This window comes from uncultured Rothia sp. (assembly GCF_963507905.1).
Lineage (GTDB): Bacteria > Actinomycetota > Actinomycetes > Actinomycetales > Micrococcaceae > Rothia.
In genome coordinates this window covers 1-18620 of record NZ_CAUOUU010000014.1, presented here as the reverse complement: position 1 = coordinate 18620, position 18620 = coordinate 1, and the positions used below count along the sequence as shown (strand labels likewise).

Sequence of the window (18620 nt, the reverse complement as noted above, 5' to 3'; positions counted from 1 at the left end):
AATCTCACCAAACACGAGGTGAGGACCCCAACCCACACTCGGGTTGAAGCCCTCACCACGCCGGTGCTCCTCCAAAATGGGGGCTCAGGTTATCCCTTCTTCGCTCCCTCAGAGACCATATTCGGATTGATCGTCACAATGATGGCGTCCTTCGGCACGTGCACTACAGTAGGGGCCTCGCGTTCAGTCACCCACTCTTCCTGTGCATCATCAGCGTGCCGACCGCACTTTTCTGCTGCGAGTGGCACACGCTTCTCCTTCGGAGAGAACTCGTTAGATCCCCTCAGAGGGTTGCTCTCGTAACACAGGGCAGGGTCCTGCTGGATGTCGCTATAGGTCGCCGTACGCTTCTTCACGGTCTCAATATCGACTCGGGCTGCCTCCCCTGGCTTCAAATCATCACGCAGACGCACCTCATCACGAGGAATCAAACGATCGATAATGTCGCCATTCTCCGCACGATAACGAAGGTAAATATACGTCACCGGATGTCCATCACTAGTGCCCTGTACATACCCTACAGTGCTCAAAAAATTCCCGCTTACAGAGCCTTGGAGACTAGCAGATTCCACCTGCTCCTTGGATAACTGAAGTTGCAACAAGTCACTGGTATGCGTACTCGTCTGAACCGCTTGATCTAAGCGTGGGTTCTCATCAAATGCACCAAAATCCCAAAGAATCACGCCTGCAAAGAGTCCCAACATGAGAAAAAGAGTAAAGAGAGCACCTTTGGAAGAGCCCATGGAAAATCACATCCTTCATATGACAGAACGCTCGGGATCTGTCGATTAAAACATCTGTTATGCCTCAATTGTGTGCGAAAAATCAGAGAAAAATAAGTGCGACTCGGTATGTTCTGCCATTACTCACCTTCCCAGCTACACCCCATTCTTGGGTTGAGGCTCATTTACGTCATCGCCCCTCCAAGGGACAGACTATCCCTTCTTTGCTCCCTCAGGAACCATGTTGGGATTAATCGTCACAATGATGGCGTCCTTCGGTACATGCAACACCAGCTCCTCATGATCCACCTTCCATTCCTTCGGAATCTCGTTAGCTTCCCTGCCACACATCTCAGGAGGTACTGGGCCATTCTTGTAGCACAAGGAAGGGTCCTTCTGGATGTCTTCGTAGGTGGCCCGACGCGTCTTGACCGTGTGAATCTCAAGGGTGGCTGCCTCGCCCGGCTTCAAATCATCACGCAGACGCACCTCATCACGAGGAATCAAACGGTCGATAATGTCGCCATTCTCCGCACGATAACGGATGTAGATATATGTCACCGGGCGCCCATCAAAACTGCCTGTCACATAACCCACCGTGCTGAGGAAATCGCCGCTGACGTGTCCTTCGAGACTGCCGGTCTGAACCTGCTCCTTCGATAACTGAAGACCCATCAGCTCATGCGTACGTGTCGTATCTTGAACCGCCTGACCGTGAGTCGGACTCAGAGAAAGCAGAACGATACCTACCGAAATGAAGACGGCAGGGAATAGCAAGATTGCGATGATGTACTTGGAGACAGAACGATCCATAGTGATACCTCATTCCTGTTTAATAAGTTGTGTTATGCCTCAATCATACGCTAAAAATCAAGGTAAAAACTAGATGTGACATTGCATGTCCCAAAGTAAAACACTTCCCATTAGTCCCCCCTGCACTCGCTCGTTTCATCACCGCGCGGCACCATGAAGGCCCAGCATCTGATAGCACAATGCAATGAATGCAGAGTGCAATGACCGCACAATGCAATCACTGCACTCTGCAAGCACACCCCCCCGCACCCCGCCCGCATCCGTCTACGCATAAAAAATGTGCCCTTCATCATCCAGGGGTGAAGGGCACATGCTCAGAACCTAGCTATCCATCTTGGTAAGCAGCATCTGATTGTAGGGGTAAAACTGGGCGTTCAGAAAAGTTAGATAATCAGCCAGGTTCTCATAGGTTGGGGTGAGTGGTTCAGGGTGCAGTACGTAGACTTTTCCTTCTTCACGTAGGGTTTCTAGAGACACCTCGCCTCGCTCATATCGGCTGTAATCGTACGCACGTAGAACTTCGATAGCGTTCGGGTCGGGGTATTCCGGCACCGTGTGCGGCTTGATGTGCGCGAGGGGGGAAATGGTTGCCGGGTTATCGCTGAACCACCTGTAGCCGGTGCAGGGCCTACAGGTGCCGACACCGAAGTAGAGCTCATGCTTCAGTTCGGGGATATCGTGAATCGGAATGCAGAAATCTCGAATGTTGCCAGACTGGTTCACGACTCTCAGGCCATCGGCAGGGTCGGTGATGACAAAGGTGATATCGGGCCTATTGTCAGCGATATTTGCAATATGGATACGGTATTTCATGGGTTCCTTCCATGTAAGCACCCCAACAGTGGGGTGATTTTCTCCATTGTATGACGGGGTTGGGTGGGTTGGTGTAGAAAGGGGTTGCAGGTGGATCTGCAGCCCCTTCTGATGGGTAGAAACAAACGCGGCACTGTGCACCCTGCAGAGCGCTCGGTGCGGTGGGGCTCCCCTGCTGGAGAAGTTGCCGTATTCTGTCTTTTATGCCGTAATTATGCCAGTAAATATATGGTGACTACCGGGCTATGACATGGAATGTCCTTATATATAAGAAAAAAATTTCCCTGGGCGGCGCTGCTGCTGCGCCAACCCGGGAAAGCTGCCGAATCTACAGGCTAAAGGCGTTCATAGGCGCCCTGTGCGTTCATCACCATTCGGCGCGAGCTGGAAGCGGTCTCAGTGACCGGGTGACCAAACACCCAGGTTGTCCATTCCACAACGGCGGGGGTGATGGTCTTTTTCTTGAGGCTCTTACGGAACGCCTCAACGTCTGCGCCTTCAGGAATCTCATGAGTCAGGTCTAGCTCAAAGTCACCGTTCATCAAGGCGGCGCGGACAGCAGAGCGGTGCTCACCGACAAAGAATTGTTCAATGCAATCAGAGTCGAACGTGCCCCGGCTGTGCTCCCAGAGCAAGGTGAAGATGTGGCGCAGATGGGTGTTCTTGGTTGAGCCAGGGACGGGGTAGCGGTCCAGCAACTCCACACACTGAACCTTAGGGGTAAAGCCCTTCTTCTCCAGAGAGGAAAAAGCGGCGTGTAGGTCGGTATCGGGCTGGGTGCTCATGGCGTGCCTCCTTAGGGCGTTAGGAATAATTGCCTTGCTGTTCTATGCCTTAATCATCCCATAAAAGACAAAACCAAAAAGGATAAAGGCATATAATGTCCCACTGTGCAAGGTTGTTTGTCCCGGTCTGTGTCAGCTGACGCAGACCGGGAACTCTCATCTACTCACCTACCCCGGGTGAGATGAGTAAAGTGCGGGGGTGCTAGGCTTCTTTGGCGCACTGGCATTCATATTCTCGCTGCTCATTCATCAGTCGAAAACAGGAAGCGGCGGAATTGAAGGCGGGGGTGTACCCGAGCAGATTCGTAGCCCACAGGGTCACCAGCGGGGTAATGGTCTGCTCAAAGGCAGCGGCGCGGAAATCCTCAAAGCTGAAACCTTCAGGAATTTCCGGGATCTTGCCGGCAGCTTCCAGCTCAAATTCTCCGTTCTCATGAGCTTTCAGAACCTGAGACCAGCCCGCAGGGCTGAGAAACTGCTTGAGATGGTGAGGCTCATACACCAGACCCTCACGCTCCCATGCAAGGCGTACGTAGAAGCTGATGTGGGTGTTCTGAGTGGACCCTGAATCTGGGTGGTGGAAAACGCTTTCCAGCAGTAGAAGCGTTGGGGTGAGCCCGTGCTCTGATTGCAGGGCGGTGAGCGTGCTGCGTAGATCCATGCTGTCGGACATCTCGGTTCTCCTTAGGGGTTGATATTGCCGTGTTGTATGCCTTCATCATCCCAAGGATTGAAGCCCTAAACTCATAAACAACATGGAATGTCCCACTATACAAGGCTAGGTTTTGGGGTCTAAAAACGATGAAAAGCCTACAGGAAGGGGCACCCCCAATCTGTAGACTTTTGAATCGCTTTTTGAGGTGGGCACCAAAGCTCCCCCCCAACCCTCCCTAGCGGCTGGAAGCATAGACCCTATCGGAGATATGAAGCTGCGCCGGATAGGAAAAAACACCATCGGGTGAATACTCAGGATCTGCCGCTAGATTCACCCCATCAACCCAAAGAACCCGCCCCAGCCCCTTCTGAGAGACCGCATGACACAAATCAGGCTCACGCTCTAGACGCTTATTAGTTTCCGCAAGCAGCTGCGCCTCTACCTGATCCTCCAGGGCACATGTGCCGAACCCGTCAGGGGGTCCCGGATCATACATATGCACCCAGGACTGCATTAGGGCGCGCCGGGCATCCAGCAGGTCAAGATATTGATCCCAGCTCCTGTCATCCTCAGGGTTACTCGTGCGGTAGATGTACTCAACATCGTAGTTTCCGTAATCGAAGCCGAAACCCTGGCGGTACCGCTGAGCTTCTTCATCAGCAGTAGATAAAGCCTTGAGCGAGAATTGCGGTAGTGGAACGCGCGCCAATGTGCCGCCGGTAGGGTGCCACAGCTGCACCCCCGGATCCTCCCAGCAATCGTCAATGCCCAAAAAGCACCGAACCTCACGACCCATGATTGAACCCTTCCGCATCCGTGGAACTATTGCCGTGTCGTTATGCCTATCGTATGGCGCTTATTGAGCATCAAACCGGCAAAGGTGACAGTATGTCCCTACCCTAAATACTGGTGGCCCGCTGCCAAACACCCCCCCCATCAGGGGCGTGCTTGGCAGCGGCCCGCACCCGGTAGCTACGCTGCTACCGCCTGCTCAGATACCAGCTCCAGCTCAAAATCATCACCGAGGCGGGCAACGTCCCACTCAAAATTCTCCATTGCATGCTTCAGGGCATCATCGCCCTCATGGCTCTCAGAATTAGGCAACGACGTGTAATCGACACTCACCCATTCAGAGCCCTGTCCATTATGGGAAGGCTCCTCAACCTCCAGTGCCACATCGACCCAATAGCCACCGACGAATTCCAGCCAATCAAACACACCCCTAATGTTCATGCCCTCATCATTGGCACCGAAACCGATACACTCCACGCGCCCCCATGCGTAGGTTTCCTCGGTAACCACCGCTACCGCCTCGGCATCAATGAACGCACGGGCAAACCGTAGAGCGAACTGTAGACCGCGTTTGCTGATGAGCTTGCGCAGCAGGGTTAGGGTCTTAGCATCATCTACCGTGTCCTCCCAGCCGTGCAGGGGGTCGCTTGAGGCGATGCTGCACATCGGCTCGTACGGGCCGTTCTCAACCTCCAAATACTCCAGTAGCGCCGGGTACATCATCACCCGGTAGCGCTTGTCCTCATAGGTGCCTTTGGCAAAGGGGGCGTTGAGCGTGAACCCGGGGGCCGGTCGGGTGAACACTTCAGGGGAAAAAGTAGAGTCAGTCATGGGGGAATCTCCAATCACAAAAGAGGCGAACATGCCGTGCTGTTATGCCTCAATCATGGCACGTAGTGAAGCCTCCAACTCATCTAAGACATGGAATGTCCCACTGTACAAGGTGTGAAGCAGCCCCCCTCCCTCCAGGCTCTAAACAGAACCCAGAAAGAGGGGGGCATGAGGGATATAGCCTAGGGGCGGCTCCAGACCTTCACCGCGTAGACCTCCACCGGAGAATCCAGCTCGATTCCGTGCTTTTCACCGCGTCCAACATAGAAGACCCCGGGCGATACGAAATGGCTTGAGCCGAACAACCCGGCCGCATCGAGCGCATCCGTAAGAGCCTTCTGGTCATGAAGAATACTGTGAGTACCCAGCACCGGCATGCCACGAAGATTCTTCACCGAAGAGCCACGCGGGAAAGACTGAAGAGCCTCAGGGGCACCACTCAACGGCACCTGAATCTCGCAATAGCCCGCCCAATCCTCCAGCTCCCAATCCCACGGCTGAACAATCCAGCGGGGGCTCTCAGCATCATTCACCGCCAGAAGACGAACCGTACGGCGAGCGCTCGGACGGAGCCACAGGGCAAACTCACCATCCTCACCGGGGCCAACGTAGAGGTCAATGAGCTCAAATAGGCGCTCCACCACCTCATCGGTCTCATTGACCAGTGGCGGGATACCGGACGCATCGGAAGGCTCCACATCCCCCAAATCCGCAATACGCAACGACGGAAGGTTGAAGCCGCGCTCCTGCAAGAAAGCACGCACCGCGCCTTCTTCGGAGGCGTTGTAGAGAATGGAGCGGGTGAGATTATCCAAAAGCTCACGGTCGCCGGTGTAGAAGCTATCCTCTAGCCACTGCTCAAAGCTCATCCCCTCATCCTCCAGCTCTTCCAAAGCCGACACCCTGCACCCACCAAGATGCAATCCCTTAGCGTCTGAAGCCGGGGCGGTACTCAACCCCAAGAAGCCATAATCAGCCTCCACAGGGTACAAGCGAATACGGGTAGAAGACATGATAAATCCTTTCACAATGGGCTCTTGGTGGATACCAAAAACCGGGACAGTTGCCGTGCTGTTATGCCTTAATCATGCCACGTATTAAAAGCTAAAACCCATGAAGGACATATAATGTCCCAACCCACAATGAGCCACCAAAACAGCGAGCGCACCCCACCTTTTTTCGGCCAGGTGCGCTCGCTGTTTTTCTAGATTGGAGGCTGCTGTGTTGCTGCTTCTTGCTGGGTGATGGCATCCCCCCACCACAGCGTAAGGTCGGTGATTGCCCCTCGCAGGTGGACTAGGCGTTCACTTCCGGTGCTCTTGCCCGCTTCAATGAGGCAGATGAGGGCCTGCACCTGGTAGCCGTTATGGAAGGCGGCGCTGTTCTTGTGGATGAGAGTGATGGCGATGCTGAGCCACTGGAGGCGAAGGGTACCGCGCACCACGTCACAATCGGTGTCTTTCTCCTCCTTGGGGCTGCGCGCTCCCTTGCGGGTTCGGGCAATTTTCTCGATGGCCTGCTTCAGAGCTTCGGGCGAGTTTGCCGGGGCATCCCAGACCATCTTGAACGCCAGCCCAATATTTTTAGGCAGCAACTGCTGAATATCCTCACCGGTTGAGGCGGAGGGGTAGAAAGGTTCCTGATTCATGGTTGCCGTCCTTAGACGAGATGGGCGGTAGCGGCATAGATGTCCTGCATCCGGCGGTCATGCTCTGACTCATCGGCGGGCACCTCGCCGGTGATGAGGTAGAGCCCTCCGAAACCTCGCGCGGCGGCATAAAGGATACGGCGGGTATTATCCGCCCCATGCAAACCAGCCAACCCCGCAATAGTCGTATCGTCCTGGAAATATGAGAGCGGGGCAAAGAAATTATCATCTACCCCGCATCCGCTACGGGTGAGGCGAAGATGCCCGGGGGTATCGAACTCAACGAGCGCACGGAAAATGTTCAGTCGCCCGTACTCTTCAGCGGTGACCTGCACGAAGTCCTCACCGGAGCCTGCCTCGACTTCTCGAACATAGGCATTGAGCACCTGAAACACCGTGATTGCCGATTCGGGATAATCAAGAACTTCATACTCTAGAACGCTGTAATCGCTGGACACAGGGGTAATTCCTTTCACAATAGGGGGGTCTGCTGCCTCGTTCATGGCAGCACCTAAACCTGGACGAAGAGGGGTAACCGGGGGGGGCGGTAACCATCACCCCCCCCCGGGGTACAGGCGGCGAGCGCCCGCTAATCGGTGTCGAAATCTTCAGCGTCGAAATCCACCTGATTCACTTTCCGGCATCTCCTTAAGCCATGCGGTCGCAGACCTTCGCAACCAGCACATAGGAACCGTCAGGCAGGCGCCCGCTGGACGTGGTACCGTCGGCGTGCACCGCATCTCCACAGCTGAGCTCGGCATACTCGATGACGCGGTAGCAAGCGTTGTAACTGTTCTGCACCCTTGCCTCAAACAGAGACTCCAGTGCAAAAATGCCCTCCTGGCACACGTTACCCAGATCGCCATCATCATTAGAAAGCAAGTACCACATCTCCCTACCGCCCTTCTTAAAGAGCTTCATATCATCGGGAGTAATACGAGCCAGGAACAGCTCAGGTGCATGATGAGCTCCAAGCAACAGGGCCGGGGGCTCATGGCATCCACCTTCCAAAGAAAGCATGGCCCGGAAGATGTCGCCGCTGCTGTAGTAACGGGTGCTCTTACCGTCAACGGTCACCTCAGCGGCAGGCTTACCCAAAGCCGCCAAATATGCCAGAGCGGCACTCTCCTCAGAGTCCTCATGAATGGTGGTGCCGTCATACAGGCAGGTAGCAGGCTTAGTACTCATGGCAGGTTCCTTTCGGTCGGAGATGAAGAAGAATCCGGGGGGGGTATCCCCCGTTCCTCATCATGTTCTATGCCTTAATCATTCCATGAAACAAAAGCCAATACGCATAAACAACATGGAATGTCCCACCCCACCAAAAACCAAAAAGGCGAGCGCCCCTCACCCAGTTACGGGTGAGGGGCGCTCGCCGTGGCTCTGATTCAGGGAGCCAAGGGTTTATGCTTCGTGGATCCTGAGAAAATCACGCTCTGCTTCGATAAAGCGCTGCTTGGCCATGATCGCTTCCCCCTTAGCGTCTGAACTGATTTTAAGGAGTTCTTCGGCGGTCTTAACGGCTTCCTCAGAGAGTTTGACGGCCTTGGTAACTTCCTGAGCGGCCTCACGCAGACCCTCAGCGTCACCGGAATCTTCCTCAATGAACGGGCGGAATTTCTCGGTAGATTCGGCAGCTTTCTGAGCTACCGCCGCAATCCGATTGATCACCTCAACATACTCAGCCTTGATCTTCTCGTCTGCAGCTGTTCGGGCGATTTCAGAGGCGGTACGGGCCGCGAACTTGGCTTTGAGGATCCCCTTCTGGATTTTAGTGGCAGGGTCGTGTTCCTGCTGCCACAGAACAAGCTCATTCTTCGCCACGCCGAGGGTGGACACTCGGGTAGGCCCATCCTGGCAGGAAGCGAGGATCAAAGCGGTAAGGCAGGCCACCTGGTGAGGCGACATAAACTCCTCGGCATTGCTGACAATGTGAGTAAGGAAAGCGTTAAGAATCGCTACATCTACGTCGTCAGCAACATCCTTGCTTTCCCGGTCAATGAACTCATCAATGAGGTTGTAGTCAATATGCAGTTTCTCGGCCACGTACTCTTCGTCATCGATAGACCAGATGCGGTTGAAGATGTAGCTAATGCCGCGGGGCATGTTCGTGCGTGCAGTATGCTCGTGCCGCTGCTTGAAAGTTCCATCCTGGATATAGGGGTTGGTGGAGCGCATTTTCGTGTGTCCTTTCTCTAGGGGGTGCTGCCACGCTTATGCGTGAATCCAGCTGTTGACGCGTCATGGGTCAGCAATCAATATTTGTCATGGGTCAGCAATCAATATTTGCTATGCCTTCATCCTCCCACATGCGGTAATAATGTGCCTGGTGACTCGTCATAATGTCCCAGGTGCACAGATTTCATATGCGAGCGCGCCCCGGCGCAGAAACGGTGTGAAGGGGCGCGCTCGCTGAGTGTAAGCGCTGGTGGGTAGCTGCCTAGTCGTCGAGGTCGAGCAATTCTACGCCGGGGTAGTTGTTGACGTAATTATCGACCAGCTTCTCGAAGCGGTATTCGCTGATTCCGTAGTGGGTCATCGGGTCTCCGGTGTGGTGGACCTGCTTGTTCTTATCCAGCCAAGCCTTCATTGGGTACTTGGCGGGCTTCTGCGTCCTGCCGAGTACGCCGTCCAGGTCGTTAAGGTACCAGCGCTTTTGGCTGGTTTTCGGGTGCTTCCACGGGATAATCTTCTTCGGTTCGGTTGCCATCGTCTGCCTTTCTAAGAGAGTTCCTGATAAAGGTCTAGAAGCTAAGCTGCCAGGTACGGCGCTTCAGAGGTTCATCCCTGATGCTTCTAAACGCCAAACACTGTTATGTGTTATGCCTTAATTGTCCCACAAATATAAAGAGCTCGTGCCCTAGTTCGTCATCATGTCCCACATGACAATGTATATAAAAAATGAGCGCCCCACCAAACACCGGGGAACGCTCATTGAATATAGACGCTAACTGTCAGTCACCTAACCGATCAGCCCTCTCTACGGTTGAGGAAGCTGCCGTACGGGTGGGACAAGAACCGGCGGGCAATCTGCTGCCACTGCACCCGCTCTGCCGCACTCAATTCCCCCTGCTCCTCACGCCACATGAAAGACTCCAAAATCGACCACGTAGCAGATTCTCCACCAGCCACCGGCGTAACACTCACCTGTTCATTGCCGGACAGGCCGAAAGACTCACGAATATACACCGCAATATCCTCAGCACGATACGGCGGAGAAACCACCCTCGCAGCATCAGCCACCAGAGCAAAGAAACGGTCCTGCTGCACACCTACGCTTCTGCTCTCGGCGCTCGCACCTACACCCAGAGCAGCCCACGACACCAAGCCTTCCAGAGTATCGACTGCCTCAGCAGTTACGACCCACTCCCCTGCCGCCGGGTCCCATACCTTCACCATTGCTCGGTACAGGGTGGCACCCTCCAAACGTTCATTCATCGAATTCTCCTCTCTCACACCAAAACCCGCCCACTCCATCACGCGAGCGCCCACCCCCAAACGGGGGAAGAAAAAAGAGGGGGCGCAGCCGGCGCCCGGCAGTCACCCCCCTCTTTCTTAAATTTTCATCTAGCCTTCATCAGCCAAAGCCACAGAGCCAGCAGGCAAACCAAATCGACGTTCAAACTCGGCAGTAGCAAGCTCAGCAAGCTCAGCCACACTGTGCTGTGCTGAAACTTCCACGTCGAAAGTCACCTCATCATCGCCAGGGTGAATCAGTGGGGAGAGAAGATCAACGCAGCTGTCGTCCACATCCACAATACGAAGTACGAACTTAACCCGTGCCGCACCGGTTGTTGCGTGGTAGCTAGGTTCACGAACCAAACGGTACGGCTGCTTCTGAGGCAGTGATTCCAATTCCTCATTCAGTCCAGCGATTCGCGCGGCAAACTTCTCGCGCACCGACGCAGGCATCACATGACAGTCACTCTTCCGATTAGCAGCCAGTTCTTCCATGCGACAGCTCAACCAGGCGCTCGCCTTGTGCAGGATGACTGCAGAAACATCGAGGGTAACGCGGGCATACTCGGCCACGCTCTCCTCGGTGCAGGGAATCGGGTTCCGGTGCACCACCAAAGCGGCAGAATCCCAATCGTCCTCATCCTCATCCAGATCATTCACTACCGAGCCGTCGTAGACCGTCACAGCATCCGGATCAGAACCAGTCACCGGAGCCTCCGTGTACCAGCACCACAGAGCCTGAACCTGATCCTCAGACAGCTCCTTGCGGTCAGAGCCATACACGAACCAGCCACCCAACGCGTCCACCAGAGTCTGCGACATCGGGGTCTTCAGATCAGGCTGGCCAATCCACGCAGCCAACTCCTCAAGGGTCATCGGCTCATCAGTGCTCCAGCGCTCGCCGTTGAAGGGGACGACCTCCAGGATGTACTGGTCATCGGTCACGACATCGTGACGGATGCTTTCGGCAATGTTGGCACGCATGCGCATATCCTTCCGTGCAGGGTGGGGGTGAATACCCGCCCATGTTGTTAAATTACAACTTTTGTACTTGTGACAAATATATAGTTCCCCGACATTCCAAGCAACCCGCCACGCCGTTTCTTATGGTGTGATATACTCAGGCTCGAAAGAAGCTCGCTTGCGAGGAGTCTTGAGAGGTCTGAGTATCTACCCCAACAAAACAAGTAATTACCGGCAGGCTCCAGACACCCAGACATACCCCCACATCGGCAAGACTTCCTCAAACCTCACCGACAGAACAGGCGGCCATGAGCACCCCAAACCCAACCCCCAAACAGCACGCCCTGCCACACCGCCTGCTTTCCAAAATCCCCGTCTCCCTCAGCCTCCTCACCGCCAGCACCACCGGATCATTCCTCCTCGGAATCACCGGACTCTGGCACCAATGGATGCCCACCTACCTACTCCTGTGCCTCATCGGCCCCTCCCTCCTGCCCTCCTCACAAGACAGCCTCACCCGCCGCTGCAGGCGAGCGCTCGCCGCCATAGCTGGAGCTCCCGTCGGGTTGCTCTTGGTAGGCGATGCTCTGCAAGCGTCAGGTGCGGCACCGACCGAAATACAGGAGGTCGGCCTCCTCATGGTGGCCTATCTCATCGTGGGTACCTGCGTGTTCGACAGTCTTACTGAAAGCCTCGATGATGCGACTGCAGACCAGATGGACGCCATGAAAAACATCATGATGCCCCTTCTGGGAGGGGCCGCCACCTCCTTACTAGCACTAGATTTGAAGCAAGCCATAGACGGATTCCATATTCCCCCGATCACCGCCTTTATGTTTGGCACCTTGCTTTTCTATGGCGTCAGTAAGACCCAAACTATTGCGCAGAATCACGCCCCGATCTTCGGCCCACTCCTTACGGTTGCAGCCTTCTTCAGCTGGAACGCAGCCGCAGACGCCATCTTCATCGTCGGAATCCTCAGCCTCATCATCAACCTGTTGATCATCTACCATCGCCGCACCAACGGCGTGACCGATACCGAAGACCAGCTAGAACCCACCCCCACCTTCTAAAAGAACCACACCCCATCACCCCCGCTAAACCCCACCTAGCGGGGGTGCTCTATACCCTCCACTCCCCCACTTCCGCCCATCTATCCCGCCCGCGCTCGCCTTTCTGCAGCCTATTTATCTACGCCAAGAATCCAACAAGTCGGAAACTTGGAAAGTTGGTATGTCGGAAAGCTGGAAAGTTGGCTTATCGGGATTCCAATATGGCGGGAAAGTGGCAACTCGACATGTCGCCAAGTCGGCAACCCGGCAACCCTAAAAACGTACCCCCAAATCTCCTAAATCCAATGAGTTTATCCTTGTTAAGCTAGATATACTTCAAAACTTCACACAACAAGGAACGTGTGAAAAGTTATGCGTCAAAAAATGACGAACCATGTAGACACCCCCGCCAAAAACCCGCTACACTAGAGACAGGTAGCAGTGCTAAAGCCCCTGCCTCCTCGGTAATGCAGCGTCCTATCAACCACGCATTACCCCCTTCCCTGGCCATCGTGGCCGGGGCTTTCCTTGAGGCACGATCTTTAGCACGCGGTGAATTCTTCGCCTAACCCCCTATTTCTCCCGGTGCCAACCTTTGCCGGAAGACCCGGGAGACTTTCATTGAGGCGTGTTCTATAACAAAAACAAGAGCTCACAGCTACCCCCTTTCTCCCGCCCCAACCTCGGGGCGGGAGACTTTCATTGAGCAAGCCCTGATGCCCCCTCTCGGAGATACGCATCAGGGCTTCGCTGTACCCCCCCGCCTAACCCCCACCAGCAGCAGCCAAAAAGCCAAAGAGCCAAGAAACCGACATGCCAAGAAGTCGGAAACCTGGAAAGTTGGAAAGTTGGAAAGCCAAGAAACCAACCACCCCAACCCGGCTACCCCTGCCTCCTGCCTCCGCATCGCCAGCACAACGACATGACAGCACTATGCAGTGAATGCACAATGCATTCACTGCAATCTGCTATCACCCACCTCCCCCTACGCGCTCGCCTCTAGAGCAAGACCCTAAACCCCTTCGCTCCTGACTCCGGATTAGCCCAATGCGCAGCAGGGGGAGAATATGCAAAAAGGAAGGGAGCCCTGAAGAATAATCTTCAGGGCTCCCTTTCTGGAGCTTGCACTCATCTCCGCTGAGGTGCGGAGAATGCACTAACCGACAATAACCATATCGGCTCATCCCCACAGCGGTGCGGGGATCATGCCTTCATAGTATCACTTTCGGCGCCCTCCACACTCTTCTTTCTTTTATACAACACGTAAGAAAATCACATACCATTCCACATGAGCAGAACTATGTGAAAAAAATTCGCTCTCAGGTGACGAATCTGCTTGCAACCCCTGAATTTACGCGGTATCGTTGAGGTATAACTGAACAGAGAAACAGAGAAAAACACGCGCACACTACGTGCGTGTGTGAGGAAGAAAAACATTGAAGCGCACCCGTTTCACGTTCTTCTGCACCCACCTCCACTGACCTGCTGGCTGCCTCTTATGAGACGGTCCAAAGAGTCCGGAAGATGAAGGGTTCCTACCGGGGTTCCATGCTTGAGTTCCCCCCTTTACCCCTGGTGCAGAACACCCCTAACCCCTCTTGACACACCCCTTCGGGGTGCCTTGCGGTTGATTCCTCCCTTGCCCTGAGCCGGGGGTTCCCAGACACCCCCAAGTAGGGTTATTTCGTGCCGTACGTCTGGAGCATTGAGTGCGTGCACGACTTTCATTGAGGACTCCACTAGTAGTTTCAGGGAGCATTGCTTTCCTCTCTTTTCTCCCACGCACAGGAATGTAGCTGGCTTCGGCCCGTTGCTCTTGTGTGTTGGGAGCTTTCATTGAGGCAGACACTGTAAGTTCTCTTGTGCTTTACGGTCGCCTTCTTCCCCGCTGACCTCTCTTGTGTGGCGGCGGGGCTTTCATTGAGGAACGTACTGTTTATTTTTATTGGGTTTAAATATTCCTCCTCTTTCCCTCCCTCTGCGCCAGCATCTCATGCTGACCCAGAGCGGCGGGACTTTCATTGAGGAATGTACTGTAGCCACATTGGAGCGGAACTTTCCTGTCTTTCCCTCCCCTGTCTGCATATCCTGTTCGCAGGAAGGCAGGCAGGAGGTAGGGCTTTCATTGAGGAACGAATATTTTCATGATGGGTGCGTAACTCCCTCTTCTCTTCTCCCGCGTACACCGCCCAATGGGATAGGTGTACCACTTAATCTGTTGGAGGTGTGCGACGGGAGCTTTCATTGAGGAATCAAGGTTATCTAGCGAGATTTCTTGAACTCCTACATTCCCTGCCGCACCACCCTGTGGTAGCGGCAGGGCTTTCATTGAGGGATGGAGTTTTACTTCTGAGTGCTTCTATATTCTCTTCTCCCACGCACAGGAATGTAGCTGGCTTTGGCCTGTTGCTTCCTGTGCTTTGGGAGCTTTCATTGAGGAATTAAATTTTGGTTTGGTAGTAACTGGCTGTTTGATTCCTGTTCCCCCACCTCACCGCTTTGTGGCTGCGTGCTACAGGCAGGGGGTGCGGGGCTTTCATTGAGGGTAGTAATTTACCTCGGATGGAGCAACGCTTTCTTCCTTTTTCTCCCGCACACAGGAATGTAGCTGGTTTCGACTCGCTGCTCCCCGTGCTTTGGGAGCTTTCATTGAGGGATCAACATTTAGGTTGGTAGTAACTGGCTGTTGGCCGATGGGTCTTTCCCGGTGTGCCGTCTACCCCGCCCTGTGCGGGGGTGTTGGTTCTGGGAATGCCCTTTCTTTGGGATGGCTTATTCCTCACTCTTCTCTGCACCCTGTTCGGTGACTATGGGTGGGCACACCTCCTTTCTTCTTCTCCCCTTCATGGGGAAAGATAGAGGCGGGTGTGCCCACCCCCTTTTTTTTATTTCTGGTACGCCCGATCTTGAACCCGCTCTCTTTGCATGACTGCCCCTCCCCTATCTTTCTGCCCTGCGCTCGCACGTCCCCCACCTGCGCCCCGGTCTACCCGCCAACTCTCCGACTCTCCAACAAGTCGGCAAGTTGGCAAGTGCCACCACGCCCCGCACCACCAGCAGCACTGGAGACCGCCTAGCGCGGCTAAATCCGCCCTGCACCTTTGCCTGCAATCACCCCTGCCGCGCTCGCCTGTACCCGCCTGCGAGTGCCCCCGTCGCTCCTCTGCAACCCACACCACGGCCTGATAGCACTCTGCATTCACTGCAAACTGCTATCACACCCACCACCCCCGCCCCCCTCCTTCCTGCACACCCCGCACCCCGCACCCCGCACCACTACCCCCCCCGCCGCCCCACCTCTGCTGCCCCCCCACCGCACCCGCGCCCCCAACCCGTGCTGGCTGCCTCTCTTTTCTCCCTATCCGCCGGTAAGCCCCCCGCCCCTGCAGCACCCCCCGTGCGCTCGCCGGTGCCGTATCGTTCCAGTTCATCCCACCCCGCCTGCTGTACCCCGCCCCCCTGCCTGCGCTCGCGCTACCTACCAACTCTCCGACTTCCCAACAAGCCGACAAGCCGACAAGTTGGAAAGTTGGCAAACACCACCCACCAGCAGGCGGGCGGGGGAGAGGCACCCCCACCCCGCCGCCCCTGTGCCCGACCTCGCCCACCCGGCGCTCACCCTTCCCTTCCTCGCACCCGCGCTCGCCTACACCTGTACCCGCTCCTCCTCCTCACCTGCGCCCGCCTTACCCCAACCCACCCCATCAACCCGTGCCGGCTGCCCCTCTCTTCTCCCTACCCCGCCGGTAAACCGCACCCCCCCTGCAGCACCTAACGCAGCCAATACGTCCCACCCTCGCTTACCCCCGGGTAAACCCGCACCCGCCAGGCAAACCAAAAACCCGCTGCCCTCCTGCTCACCACTGCACCCCTACACTCACCCCGCCCGCGCTCCACCTCCAGTGAGCGCACCCCCGCCCGTGCACACCATCCGCCAACTCTCCAAGTCTCCAACTTCCCAACAAGCCGACAAGCCGGAAAGTTGGAAAGTTGGAAAGTTGGAAAGTTGGAAAGTTGGAAAGTTGGCAAGCGCCCGCCGTACAACACGGGGGAGCCCCCGAACGTAACGTGGTCAGTTCATCACACCCCCGCCTTTCCGTCTTCTCCCCACCCGAGCGCTCGCCGCCTGATCTCACCCCACCACACCCAGCACCACCAGCAGCAGCACCGCCGCTGCCCGTAACGCGGCTAAACGTCCCGCCCCCCCGGCGCTCGCCCCTTTCCTTCCCGCCGCTACCCGCCAACTCTCCGACTTCCCAACAAGTCGGAAAGCCAACAAGTCGAAAAGTCGGCAAGTTGGCACCACCCACCAATGGGCGGGGGAGAGCAGCCTACCAATCACCTAGCGCGGCTAAACCCCCCCACCTCCTGCAGCTCTCCAATCCTTCTCTCTTACCCCGGGGTAAACTGCCGCTCCTTGTGCGCCCGCGTTTGCCGCTGCCCATCTGTTCACCGCCTACGCTCTGCAGCACTACCCGCGAGTGCCCCTTGCAGCTCTCACGTTCTCCTCTTACCCTGCGGGTAAACCGGTCTGCACCACCCGCTACGCTCACCCGCCCGCGCTCGCCTTCTTTCCTCACCACCACGGGCGGGGGAGGGAAGCCAATAACCCCTCCTTCTTCTCTCGCCCCGCCCCTGCGCGCTCGCCTCCTTGATCCGCTACCCCGTAGCGCGGCTAAACCCCCCACTCTGTATCCACCCCCCTGCGCTCGCACTTCTTCTCTCTTGCCCCGCCGGTAAACTGCCGCTCCTTCCTGCGCTCGCCGCCCTCCTTCCTACTGACGCTCCGCAGCACCCGCACCACTACCCACCAACTTCCCAACAAGCCGACAAGTCGAAAAGTCGGCAAGTTGGCAAGTTGGCAAGTTGGCAAGCACCAGGGCAGGGGAGAGCAGCCCCCGTCTATCGCGGCTAAACGTCCCACCACCCCCGCTATCGTTCCAGTTCATCACACCCCGCCGAGCCCCGGCGCCCCGTCTGCATTCCTCCTGCGAGCGCCCCGCCGCGCTCACCCCCCAGCAGACCACCAAGCCCTGGCATCTCCGCCCGCCTGCCCCCGCGCTCGCTCACCCCTTTGTGCTACCTCCGCGCCACCCCCGCCCACACCTCGCCCGCCCTGCGTATCGTGGTCAGTTCATCACACCCACCTGCAACGCTCACCCCACCGACGCGCTCGCCTGTTTCCGTATCGCGGCTAGCCCCCCCACCTCTGCTACCACCCCGCGAGCGCTCACCCCCGCCCCCTGCAGCACCGCTTCCTGGCCTGCGACCGTCCACCAGCACACCCACACCAACCACCGCCTGCGCTCGCCGCCGCTCTGCAGGCGGTAGTAGCGTGTTCTGATCGGAAAAGGGGTTACGGCGTGGGGTCTTTGTGTGCTCTTCTAACGGCAGGGTGTGGTGGGCTGTGAGGCGTGCCGGCTGCTTGCTTGTCGCTGCTTTTCTGTGGGGGATTGATGCAGCCGGCGGGCTAGTTGCCGGCTGCTTCATTGGTAGGGGTGGTAGGGCATAGCTGATAGGGGGAGTGGGTGCCGGGGTAGGGGGGTGCCTCTTCTCTGCGGGGTTTATGCACGGTAGGAAAATACTAAGATGTAGCGAGAGTAGGCGCACTTTTGGTTGTCAAATCGACTTATTAGATGTGCATTTCTTGTATGCCTAATAATTACTGATACGCCCGCCGGTAGGGGAGGGGGTAGGGGCATTTTTGGGCGGTAGGCGCCGGGCTGGTTGCCCTTGTATTTGCTGGCATGTGAGGGGTTGAGGGGGAGTGGGTGGGGGAGGGGGTCTATGCGCCGCCGTGTAAGGTAAACAATTGTTTTATGATGTTAGCCACACAGATATTTCACGCTATTTACATTCTTTTTACACGGGTAGGCAGCCGAGGGGTAGAAGCCGTAGACGCCCCGCTAAGCCCCCTATCTGTCGTTGTGGTTACTGGCACCAACTGATACCGTTTGGGAGCTTCTACGGGGCTGTGAGGGGGTCACAAGAGCGCGCGACAGCGCGCAAGCCCGCCGCTAGGCGGGCGCAGGGAGGCGCTTGCGCCGACCGAGCGGGCGCGTCAGCGCCCTCGCTCGCTGCCCCCCC

At 56.3% G+C, this 18620-nt stretch carries 16 protein-coding genes; 1 reads left to right on the top strand and 15 read right to left on the bottom strand.

The features are described 5' to 3' along the window. Positions 1-89: 89 nt before the first annotated feature. The 15 genes from RQ593_RS08255 to RQ593_RS08185 form a co-directional block, all read right to left on the bottom strand. The gene (locus RQ593_RS08255; protein ID WP_311450309.1) at positions 90-485 is read right to left on the bottom strand and encodes a hypothetical protein; all 396 of its coding nucleotides are present in this window, start codon (positions 483-485) and stop codon (positions 90-92) included. Positions 486-935: 450 nt separating this feature from the next. Continuing rightward, on the bottom strand, positions 936-1535 hold the full coding sequence (locus tag RQ593_RS08250) for a hypothetical protein (RefSeq protein WP_311450308.1): 600 nt from the start codon (positions 1533-1535) through the stop codon (positions 936-938). A 321-nt stretch (positions 1536-1856) separates the two neighbouring features. After that, complete coding sequence (locus RQ593_RS08245) at positions 1857-2348, bottom strand: hypothetical protein (RefSeq protein WP_311450307.1); 492 nt, start codon at positions 2346-2348, stop codon at positions 1857-1859. 335 nt (positions 2349-2683) lie between these two features. Continuing rightward, on the bottom strand, positions 2684-3133 hold the full coding sequence (locus RQ593_RS08240; protein WP_311450306.1) for a hypothetical protein: 450 nt from the start codon (positions 3131-3133) through the stop codon (positions 2684-2686). A gap of 202 nt (positions 3134-3335) precedes the next feature. Continuing rightward, positions 3336-3806 carry a hypothetical protein gene (locus RQ593_RS08235; RefSeq protein WP_311450305.1) on the bottom strand — a complete coding sequence of 157 codons (471 nt, stop codon included), beginning with the start codon at positions 3804-3806 and terminating at the stop codon, positions 3336-3338. Between the two features lie 217 nt (positions 3807-4023). Further along, positions 4024-4584, bottom strand: coding sequence for a hypothetical protein (locus RQ593_RS08230; RefSeq protein ID WP_311450304.1), 561 nt, complete (start codon positions 4582-4584; stop codon positions 4024-4026). 176 nt (positions 4585-4760) lie between these two features. Next, positions 4761-5411 carry a hypothetical protein gene (locus tag RQ593_RS08225; RefSeq protein ID WP_311450303.1) on the bottom strand — a complete coding sequence of 217 codons (651 nt, stop codon included), beginning with the start codon at positions 5409-5411 and terminating at the stop codon, positions 4761-4763. A gap of 182 nt (positions 5412-5593) precedes the next feature. Further along, entirely contained in the window at positions 5594-6424 is an 831-nt protein-coding gene (locus RQ593_RS08220) for a hypothetical protein (protein WP_311450302.1), read from the bottom strand. A 191-nt stretch (positions 6425-6615) separates the two neighbouring features. Further along, positions 6616-7059 (bottom strand): hypothetical protein, encoded by a 444-nt coding sequence (locus RQ593_RS08215; protein WP_311450301.1) that lies wholly within the window; start codon positions 7057-7059, stop codon positions 6616-6618. Positions 7060-7070: 11 nt separating this feature from the next. Further along, positions 7071-7562: a hypothetical protein gene (locus RQ593_RS08210; protein WP_311450300.1), complete on the bottom strand. Its 492-nt coding sequence runs from the start codon at positions 7560-7562 to the stop codon at positions 7071-7073. A 145-nt stretch (positions 7563-7707) separates the two neighbouring features. After that, complete coding sequence (locus RQ593_RS08205) at positions 7708-8247, bottom strand: hypothetical protein (RefSeq protein WP_311450298.1); 540 nt, start codon at positions 8245-8247, stop codon at positions 7708-7710. A 216-nt stretch (positions 8248-8463) separates the two neighbouring features. Next, positions 8464-9237 (bottom strand): hypothetical protein, encoded by a 774-nt coding sequence (locus RQ593_RS08200; RefSeq protein WP_311450297.1) that lies wholly within the window; start codon positions 9235-9237, stop codon positions 8464-8466. Positions 9238-9499: 262 nt separating this feature from the next. Next, complete coding sequence (locus RQ593_RS08195; protein ID WP_311450296.1) at positions 9500-9769, bottom strand: hypothetical protein; 270 nt, start codon at positions 9767-9769, stop codon at positions 9500-9502. A gap of 260 nt (positions 9770-10029) precedes the next feature. Then, the gene (locus RQ593_RS08190) at positions 10030-10497 is read right to left on the bottom strand and encodes a hypothetical protein (protein ID WP_311450295.1); all 468 of its coding nucleotides are present in this window, start codon (positions 10495-10497) and stop codon (positions 10030-10032) included. A 129-nt stretch (positions 10498-10626) separates the two neighbouring features. After that, positions 10627-11502 (bottom strand): hypothetical protein, encoded by an 876-nt coding sequence (locus tag RQ593_RS08185; RefSeq protein ID WP_311450294.1) that lies wholly within the window; start codon positions 11500-11502, stop codon positions 10627-10629. A gap of 287 nt (positions 11503-11789) precedes the next feature. On the opposite strand from RQ593_RS08185, the gene RQ593_RS08180 reads away from it, so the two are divergent. Then, entirely contained in the window at positions 11790-12554 is a 765-nt protein-coding gene (locus tag RQ593_RS08180; protein WP_311450293.1) for a hypothetical protein, read from the top strand. The last annotated feature ends 6066 nt before the right edge of the window (positions 12555-18620 follow it).

Coding starts and splice junctions, on each gene's coding strand:
- RQ593_RS08250 (WP_311450308.1), bottom strand. CDS start 1,535: ATGGATCGTTCTGTCTCCAAGTACATCATCGCAATCTTGCTATTCCCT.
- RQ593_RS08245 (WP_311450307.1), bottom strand. CDS start 2,348: ATGAAATACCGTATCCATATTGCAAATATCGCTGACAATAGGCCCGAT.
- RQ593_RS08240 (WP_311450306.1), bottom strand. CDS start 3,133: ATGAGCACCCAGCCCGATACCGACCTACACGCCGCTTTTTCCTCTCTG.
- RQ593_RS08235 (WP_311450305.1), bottom strand. CDS start 3,806: ATGTCCGACAGCATGGATCTACGCAGCACGCTCACCGCCCTGCAATCA.
- RQ593_RS08230 (WP_311450304.1), bottom strand. CDS start 4,584: ATGGGTCGTGAGGTTCGGTGCTTTTTGGGCATTGACGATTGCTGGGAG.
- RQ593_RS08225 (WP_311450303.1), bottom strand. CDS start 5,411: ATGACTGACTCTACTTTTTCCCCTGAAGTGTTCACCCGACCGGCCCCC.
- RQ593_RS08220 (WP_311450302.1), bottom strand. CDS start 6,424: ATGTCTTCTACCCGTATTCGCTTGTACCCTGTGGAGGCTGATTATGGC.
- RQ593_RS08215 (WP_311450301.1), bottom strand. CDS start 7,059: ATGAATCAGGAACCTTTCTACCCCTCCGCCTCAACCGGTGAGGATATT.
- RQ593_RS08210 (WP_311450300.1), bottom strand. CDS start 7,562: ATGAACGAGGCAGCAGACCCCCCTATTGTGAAAGGAATTACCCCTGTG.
- RQ593_RS08205 (WP_311450298.1), bottom strand. CDS start 8,247: ATGAGTACTAAGCCTGCTACCTGCCTGTATGACGGCACCACCATTCAT.
- RQ593_RS08200 (WP_311450297.1), bottom strand. CDS start 9,237: ATGCGCTCCACCAACCCCTATATCCAGGATGGAACTTTCAAGCAGCGG.
- RQ593_RS08195 (WP_311450296.1), bottom strand. CDS start 9,769: ATGGCAACCGAACCGAAGAAGATTATCCCGTGGAAGCACCCGAAAACC.
- RQ593_RS08190 (WP_311450295.1), bottom strand. CDS start 10,497: ATGAATGAACGTTTGGAGGGTGCCACCCTGTACCGAGCAATGGTGAAG.
- RQ593_RS08185 (WP_311450294.1), bottom strand. CDS start 11,502: ATGCGTGCCAACATTGCCGAAAGCATCCGTCACGATGTCGTGACCGAT.
- RQ593_RS08180 (WP_311450293.1), top strand. CDS start 11,790: ATGAGCACCCCAAACCCAACCCCCAAACAGCACGCCCTGCCACACCGC.